This is a genomic window from Parasphingorhabdus sp., assembly GCF_965233695.1.
GTDB lineage: Bacteria > Pseudomonadota > Alphaproteobacteria > Sphingomonadales > Sphingomonadaceae > Parasphingorhabdus.
In genome coordinates this window covers 773,668-782,500 of the sequence record NZ_OZ247497.1, presented here as the reverse complement: position 1 = coordinate 782,500, position 8,833 = coordinate 773,668, and the positions used below count along the sequence as shown (strand labels likewise).

The window sequence follows — 8,833 nt, the reverse complement described above, 5'->3', positions numbered from 1 at the left end:
CTATGGGGGTAGAGCACTGGATGGGCTAGGGGGTCGCGAGACCTACCAAACCTAACCAAACTCCGAATACCATAGAGATAAGTCCGGGAGACAGACGGCGGGTGCTAAGGTCCGTCGTCAAAAGGGAAACAGCCCTAACCTACAGCTAAGGTCCCCAAGTCATTACTAAGTGGGAAAGCATGTGGGAATCCCAAAACAACCAGGAGGTTGGCTTAGAAGCAGCCATCCTTTAAAGAAAGCGTAACAGCTCACTGGTCTAAATAAGGGTTCCTGCGGCGAAGATGTAACGGGGCTAAAGTAATGCACCGAAGCTTAGGGTTCATAATTTATTATGAGCGGTAGCGGAGCGTTCCGTAAGCGGATGAAGCCGAAGGGTAACCGACGGTGGACGTATCGGAAGTGCGAATGCTGACATGAGTAGCGACAAACAGTGTGAGATGCACTGTCGCCGAAAGCCCAAGGGTTCCTGCTTAAAGCTAATCTGAGCAGGGTGAGTCGGCCCCTAAGACGAGCCCGAAGGGGGTAGTCGATGGGAACACGGTTAATATTCCGTGACCTGGTGGAATGTGACGGATCTCGTGTGTTGTCTGATCTTATTGGATTGATCAGGCTTCGAAGAGGTTCCAGGAAATAGCTCCACCATATAGACCGTACCCTAAACCGACACAGGTGGGCAGGTAGAGTATACCAAGGCGCTTGAGAGAAGTATCCTGAAGGAACTCGGCAAATTACCTCCGTAACTTCGGGAGAAGGAGGCCCTGCATGAAGGCAACTTTTTGCAGGGGGCACAAGCTGGGGGGTAGCGACTGTTTAGCAAAAACACAGGGCTCTGCTAAGTCGGCTTCAAGACGACGTATAGGGTCTGACGCCTGCCCGGTGCTCGAAGGTTAAGAGGAGGAGTGCAAGCTCTGAATTGAAGCCCGAGTAAACGGCGGCCGTAACTATAACGGTCCTAAGGTAGCGAAATTCCTTGTCGGGTAAGTTCCGACCTGCACGAATGGCGTAACGACTTCCCCACTGTCTCCAGGATATGCTCAGCGAAATTGAATTCTCCGTGAAGATGCGGAGTACCCGCGGTTAGACGGAAAGACCCCGTGCACCTTTACTGCAGCTTCAGAGTGGCATTAGGAAAGAATTGTGTAGAATAGGTGGGAGGCTTTGAAACTTGGGCGCCAGTCCGAGTGGAGCCATAATGTGAAATACCACCCTATTGTTTTCTGGTGTCTAACCTAGATCCGTTATCCGGATCAGGGACCCTCTGTGGCGGGTAGTTTGACTGGGGCGGTCGCCTCCTAAAGAGTAACGGAGGCGCGCGATGGTGGGCTCAGGACGGTTGGAAACCGTCTGTTAGAGTGCAATGGCATAAGCCCGCCTGACTGCGAGACTGACAAGTCGAGCAGAGACGAAAGTCGGTCATAGTGATCCGGTGGTCCCTCGTGGAAGGGCCATCGCTCAACGGATAAAAGGTACGCCGGGGATAACAGGCTGATGATTCCCAAGAGCTCATATCGACGGAATCGTTTGGCACCTCGATGTCGGCTCATCACATCCTGGGGCTGGAGCAGGTCCCAAGGGTTTGGCTGTTCGCCAATTAAAGTGGTACGTGAGCTGGGTTCAGAACGTCGCGAGACAGTTTGGTCCCTATCTGCCGTGGGCGTCGATAATTGAAAGGAGTTGACCCTAGTACGAGAGGACCGGGTTGAACATACCTCTGGTGTACCAGTCATGCCGCCAGGCGTGCCGCTGGGTAGCTATGTATGGACGGGATAACCGCTGAAAGCATCTAAGCGGGAAGCCTCCCTTAAGATAAGTTATCATAGAGTCGTGGAAGACCACCACGTTGATAGGCTGGGTGTGGAAGTGCAGTAATGCATGAAGCTAACCAGTCCTAATTACTCAATTCGCGCTTGTAGAATCCCGCCATCAACAACAATGTTGGACTAGTTCAACTTGTCGTAGATGCTGGACATATAAGCTCAGCCCACGGTAATATGTGCATGGATTTAAACATGCATATCTTACCAACGATATATCGATTAAAAGACCCGTGATTACAGCTTATGCGCTTGCTTCATTGCTTGGTGGCCATAGCATCTGTGCCCCACCCGATCCCATCTCGAACTCGGCCGTGAAACCAGATTGCGCCGATGGTACTTTGTCTCAAGGCATGGAAGAGTAGGACGTCGCCAGGCATTGCAGCAGGCGCATAAAGATGTAGTCACGAGGAAATAACCCATTCACTTTTTCAAAAAGCGGCCTGTCCGGCAACGGGCCGGCCGCTTTTTTTATTTTGGCGGCTGTTGAAATACAGCTTCCATTGGTGGCGCGGGATGGAGCAGTCCGGTAGCTCGTCAGGCTCATAACCTGAAGGTCGTAGGTTCAAATCCTACTCCCGCAACCAAATTAACGGCTAAAATACAATAGCTTAACGAAAAGCCTCGGTCGAAAGACCGGGGCTTTTGTTCGTTCTGGAGCTAACACATAGCTAACACATTTTGACTCTTTCTCTAAAACCTGATAGCCGTAGGTCATCATATCCCAATTGGTGGAGGCGACGTGTGGAAAGTCACCGAGTTCTCAATGGCAAGGTGCAGCTGTATCGGCGCGGTGAGAGTCGCATCTGGCAATGCTCTGCTTCAGTCGGCGGTAAACAACGACGGGCCACAACCAAGCGTGAAAGTCTCGCGCTGGCATCCGAGTTTGCCGAAGACTGGTATCTTGCACTTCGCGGCAAAGATCACGCTGGCATTCTCCTGTCGGAGAAGAGTTTTGCCCAAGCCGCAGCACAGTTTCTTGCCGAGTATGAAGTTATTACCGAAGGTGAGCGCAGCCAGAAGTGGACCGAGGGACATGAAATCCGGTTGCGGATTCATTTGCTGCCTTTCTTCGGCGAGCTTGGCGTCTCGAAAGTGACCCCGGCCAAAGTGCAGGATTATCGCGTTCACCGGATGACGTCGCGGCTTGAACCAAATCCTGCGTCACGCAGCAATCGACCGTTGGTGGACAAACCGCCAGCGCGCAGCACCCTACATAATGAAATCGTCACATTACGAATGGTTCTGAAGACAGCAATCCGCAACGGGTGGCTTGAGCATTTGCCTGACCTATCACCGCCTTACAGAACGCAGGGCAAGATCGTCCACCGTCCTTGGTTCAGTCCAGCCGAATACAAACAGCTCTATGAAGCCACGCGCGCCTATGCGCGTGATCCCTTCCATGAGCGTGACAGGTGGAATGCCGAACAGGTCCATGATTATGTCCTATTTCTAGCCAACACTGGCCTGCGGCCCGATGAGGCAAAAAATCTCCAGCATCGCGATGTTGCTATTGTCGAAGACGAGGCAACTGGTGAGACGCTCCTCGAAATTGAGGTGCGAGGTAAACGCGGCGTTGGCTATTGTAAGTCGATGCCGAGTGCAGTTAGGCCGTATGAGCGATTGCTCAATCGGCCAAAACCGGTTCAAGCAGAAAGCCGCCGTGAGAAGCAGCGACGGCGTAAAGAAGGCCTGCCGCCATTATCGGAAGACCCACCGGCACCGGAATATCCCGAACTTAGAGACCCAGTGTTTCCAGGCAACCACGTCAGGCTATTTAACGGAATTTTGGAGCGGGCCAACCTCAAGCGCGACCGGGATGAGAAGCCCCGCACTGCCTATAGTCTGCGTCACACCTATATTTGTATGCGGTTGATGGAGGGGGCCGACATCTACCAGATCGCCAAAAACTGCCGCACCAGCGTCGAGATGATTGAGAAATTCTATGCCGCGCACATCAAGAGCACTCTTGATGCGGCCTCCATCAACGTCCGTAGGCCCAAACCCCTTAGAGCCTCGAAATCGTCACCTCGCGCCGAGGTTGATCTTGACGATGAATAGGCTTGTTACGGGCATGGATGGAACAGACCGCTGAACAGCAGTGTTCCCATGTCCAATGAGGCGAGCTGACCAAAGGGGAAGCGCCTCAACTTTTCGCGAAATGACAATCGAAGGATATTGTCATGCTGGCCACCAGAATCCTGAACGGGATTCGGCCATCGCCACAACTTAACGACGCGAAGCGACATTTTTTCCTTTGATGATTGATTGGCACTCGCCTTATCAATCACAATACTGTTATATCATGATTGATAGAAAGGGTTCTTATCGATCATGCGCTGGAACTGGCAACTTCCTGACTGGCCTGACTTTCGCTTCGACGCGGAATCTATCCGCATGTCAGAAGCACAATTCTTAAAAGGTTCCGGTGTTGTAATCGGGGCATTGCATCATCTTGACGACGATGAACGCAACGGCTTGACCATCGAACTTATTTCCCAAGAAATTGTCGATAGCTCTGCCATAGAAGGCGAAATCCTTGACCGCGATAGCGTCCAATCATCACTGGCACGGCATCTGGGCTTTGCTGCCGACCAGCGCCGGGCAAGCGCCGCTGAGGCCGGTGCTGCCGAGCTTATGGCCGATGTCTATCGCAGCCATGCCGCGCCGCTTGACGATCAGACGCTGTTTGCGTGGCACGCGATGCTAATGAATGGTCGCCGCGACATTGCTGATGTCGGACGCTACCGGACACACGAAGATCCGATGCAGATTGTGTCGGGCGCACTCCAGGCACCGCGCGTGCATTTTGAAGCGCCGCCGTCAACAGATGTGCCGATGGAGATGTCTCGCTTTATTGCATGGTTCAACGAAAGCGCCCCGTCATCACCAAATCAAGTTCCTGCGATCACGCGGGCGGCTATCGCTCACCTTTGGTTTGAAAGCATTCATCCCTTTGAAGACGGCAATGGCCGGATTGGGCGCGCGATTGCTGAAAAAGCTTTAGCACAAAGTCTCGCAACCCCGACGCTGACCGCGCTTGCAGAGACGATTCATCGCCACCGCAAAGCCTATTATGCCGCGCTTCATCTCGGAAGCCAGAGCAACGACATCGATGCGTGGCTGACATGGTTTGCCGATATTGTCATCAAGGCGCAGGCTCGCACGATTACCCGCATACGGTTCCTGATTGAAAAGACGCGCCTGTTTGATCGCCTTCGCGGCGAACTCAACGAGAGGCAGGAAAAGGCCTTGATCCGAATGTTCCGCGAAGGGCCAGATGGATTTGAAGGCGGGTTAAGCGCTGGAAACTATCGGACGATTACCGGTGCAACCACAGCGACTTCGACGCGCGATTTGAATGACTTGATTGCAAAAAATGCGCTGATCCGCACCGGTGAGCGTCGCTATGCGCGCTACCGACTGGCGGTGGATATTGGGGGCGATAACAAATGACAGCGACCCTTCGTTTGTTGATTGCGAGTAATGTGCCCCGGCGTCTAAAGATAATCCGTGCAGAATAATAATCAGATAAATTCATTCATTGCGGACTGGGCTATTACCGGCGGTTCGGAGCTTGCCAATACGCAGAGCTTCGTGAACGGACTTTGCGCTCTCATTGGAGTTGATTCTCCCAATGGCAGCCAGCCTGATGACGCTCACAATGATTATGTCTTTGAACGCCGCGTGTTTCAGGACAATGGTGACGGCACAACCAGCTTTGGTCGCTTGGACGCCTATAAGCGTAATTGTTTCGTGCTGGAGGCAAAGCAAGGCACGGATGCGGACCGTGAAGCTGCGAAACGCGGAGAAGCTGACTTTTTCGGCAAACCCGCAGCCGAAAAGCTGAAGCAAGGCACCGCCAAGCGCGGCACTCCGGGCTGGGCTGCGGCGATGCTGAAAGCCAAAGGACAGGCCGAACGCTATGCCAAGGCATTGCCGCTCGAACATGGCTGGCCGCCATTTCTGCTAATTACCGATGTTGGCCATTGCATTGATGTCTATGCCGATTTCAGCGGAACCGGAAAGCAATATACCCAGTTTCCCGACGCGGCTCGTTTCCGCATCAAACTGGATGATCTACGGCATGAGGATGTCCGCGCCCGCTTGGCAACCATCTGGACTGCCCCACTCAGCCTTGACCCCTCCAAGGAAGCGGCCAAGGTCACGCGGGAAATTGCCGACCGGCTTGCCGCATTGTCCAAACGGCTAGAGGCGCGTGAGCAAAACCCGACACGCGTTGCTGATTTCCTGATGCGCTGCCTTTTCACGATGTTTGCCGAAGATGTCGGCCTTATTCCGGACGGCAGTTTTACCGCACTCCTTAAAAAGATGCAGATGCGACCGGATAATCTCACACCCGCACTGACCGATCTATGGGCGAAGATGGACGCTGGCGGTTTTGTCGGCGCGCTGGGTGATGCCGGAGAGACCGTCCGAAAATTCAATGGCTATCTGTTCAAAGATCAGACTGTCATTCCTCTCGATGCAGATGAGATCGGGCTTTTAATCCAGTCGTCGGAAAAGAAATGGAACGATGTTGAGCCAGCGATTTTCGGCACCTTGCTCGAACGCGCGCTCGACGGCAAAGAACGCGCCAAGCTGGGCGCGCATTATACCCCGCGTGCCTATGTCGAACGGTTGGTATTGCCCACCGTCATCGAACCACTGCGTGCTGATTGGGCGGGTGTGCAGGCGGCGGCGACAAGCCTGATTGAGGCCGACAAGGCCAATGAGGCGCGCGCGGTTGTCGAAAAGTTTCATGGAACGCTAGCGCAAACCAAAGTTCTTGACCCTGCCTGCGGCACGGGCAATTTCCTCTATGTTGCGCTGGCGCGGATGAAAGAGCTTGAAGGCGAAGTCGTCTCGCTGCTGATCGAACTGGGCGACAAGCAATATGTGGCGGAAATGAGCGGCCACACGATTACTCCCGAAAATTTCCTTGGTATCGAGATAAACCCGCGCGCGGCGGCGATTGCACAATTGGTTTTGTGGATCGGCTACCTGCAATGGCATTTCCGGGTTTCTGGCGAAGGACGAATGCCGCCCGAACCCGTGCTGCGCGACGTAAAGACCATCGAAAATCGTGATGCCCTTATCTCGTGGGATAAGAAAATCCTTGAACGCGACGAACATGGCAAGCCGCTCACCCGTTGGGACGGCGAGACGATGAAGCTGCATCCCGTGACCGGAAAGAAGGTTCCCGATGAGGATGCGCGCGTCGAGGTTGAACGCTATGTCGGTGCAAAGTCAGCAAAATGGCCCAAAGCGGATTTCATTGTCGGTAATCCGCCGTTTATCGGCGGCAAGGATGTTCGGGAACGATTGGGGGGCGGCTATTTTGATGCGCTGTTCAAAACCACTGATGTTCCCGAATCCGCTGATTTCGTTATGCACTGGTGGGATAAGGCGGCGCTTGCAACAAGAAAGAAAACGGTACGACGCTTTGGTTTCATCACGACCAATTCGCTGCCACAAACATTCAGCCGCCGTGTCGTCGCAAAATATCTGGAAAACAAAGACCGGATCAGTTTGACCTTCGCCATTCCCAATCACCCTTGGGTTGATTCCAGCGATGGCGCAGCGGTGCGTATTGCAATGACCGTGGCGCAACCTGGTAAAGCAGAAGGCTTGCTGCGAACCGTCACGGACGAAGGCGCCGCCCCTGATAGCATCAGCCTTGATAGCAAGCAGGGAATGATAAACAGCGATCTCCGTATCGGTGCGGATGTCACAGCAGCAGTCCCGCTCAAATCCAATGACAAGCTCGCTTCGCGCGGAGTTCAGCTGATGGGGAGCGGCTTTATTCTTTCGCCGGAAGAGGCCGAAAAACTTGGATTTACAACCTCAAACGATAAGCCGCGCTTTCGCTCAGGCAATCCCGGCGATGCCAATGTGATATTTGATTATCGCAATGGCCGCGACCTGGCATCACGCTCGCGCGATGTAAAAGTCATCGACCTTTATGGCCTGACCGAGGCCGAAGCGCGGGACCAGCATCCGGCGGTATATCAGCACGTTCTTTCAAATGTGAAACCCCACCGCGCCCAGAACAACCGCGCCAGTTACCGCGAAAACTGGTGGATTTATGGCGAAGCGCGCAGCGAGATGCGGAAGGCTATGGCCGGAATTGATCGCTATATCGCAACCATTGAAACCGCCAAGCACCGGGTGTTCCAATTTCTGCCAATAGGCATTGTCCCGGATAATAAGCTGATTTGTTCTGCACTAGATGATGCGTGGCATCTTGGCGTGTTGTCGAGTGCAATACATGGCGCATGGGCGCTAGCGGCGGGCGGTCGCCTTGGAATGGGGGACGATCCAGTATATGCCAAATCAGCTTGTTTTGATCCGTTTCCATTCCCAGCGGACGTTGCTGATACTCTAAAAGCCCGTATCCGTGAGGAAGCTGAAAAACTGGATGCGTTGCGTAAGAAAGTGTTGGCTGAACATTCGGATATAACGCTGACCGGGCTATACAATGCGCTGGAAGCCATTCGCGTCGCTGAACAGGAAAAGACCGCGATAGAACCGAAGCTGAAAGACATCGCAACACGCGGGCAAGTCTCGCTCATCAAACAGCATCACGATGCAATCGATGCCGCCGTTGCCGAAGCTTACGGCTGGCCTGCTGGTTTGTCGGATGATGAAATCCTTACCCGCTTGGTGGCGCTCAACAGGGAACGGGCCGCTGAAGAAGCCAAGGGCGTCGTCCGTTGGCTGCGCCCTGAATATCAATCGCCGGGCGAAACCGCCAAGCCGGTGAACCGCGATCTCGATCTGGGCGATGCCCCCGCTTTGCCGGTTGTTGCAACAATCATCCCGTGGCCAAAAACACTTGCCGAACAAGTCAGCGCTGTCGCCAATATTCTTGCCGCATCGCCATTACCCCAACACCCCCGCGACATCGCCCGCGCTATCAAAGGCACAAACGCCAAGGGCATAACCCCCGTGCTGGACGCCCTAACCGCGATCGGACAGGCGCGGCGGCTTGCAGATGGACGGTATGCGGCGTGAAA

The 8,833-nt window shown here is 54.0% G+C and carries 3 protein-coding genes, 1 tRNA gene and 2 rRNA genes (1 of these 6 cut by a window edge); all 6 read left to right on the top strand.

What is annotated here, in order from left to right:
• Window positions 1-1,912: ribosomal RNA gene (locus ACO6S1_RS03625) — 23S ribosomal RNA — on the top strand (it extends 885 nt beyond the left edge of the window).
• Window positions 1,913-2,077: 165 nt separating this feature from the next.
• A 5S ribosomal RNA gene (rrf, locus tag ACO6S1_RS03620) occupies window positions 2,078-2,192 on the top strand.
• Window positions 2,193-2,324: 132 nt separating this feature from the next.
• Window positions 2,325-2,401: transfer RNA gene (locus ACO6S1_RS03615), tRNA-Met, on the top strand.
• 157 nt (window positions 2,402-2,558) lie between these two features.
• Entirely contained in the window at window positions 2,559-3,875 is a 1,317-nt protein-coding gene (locus ACO6S1_RS03610; RefSeq protein ID WP_422344975.1) for a site-specific integrase, read from the top strand.
• Window positions 3,876-4,148: 273 nt separating this feature from the next.
• Window positions 4,149-5,270 (top strand): Fic family protein, encoded by a 1,122-nt coding sequence (locus tag ACO6S1_RS03605; protein WP_422344974.1) that lies wholly within the window; start codon window positions 4,149-4,151, stop codon window positions 5,268-5,270.
• A gap of 57 nt (window positions 5,271-5,327) precedes the next feature.
• Complete coding sequence (locus tag ACO6S1_RS03600) at window positions 5,328-8,831, top strand: class I SAM-dependent DNA methyltransferase (RefSeq protein WP_335653889.1); 3,504 nt, start codon at window positions 5,328-5,330, stop codon at window positions 8,829-8,831.
• Window positions 8,832-8,833: the final 2 nt, after the last annotated feature.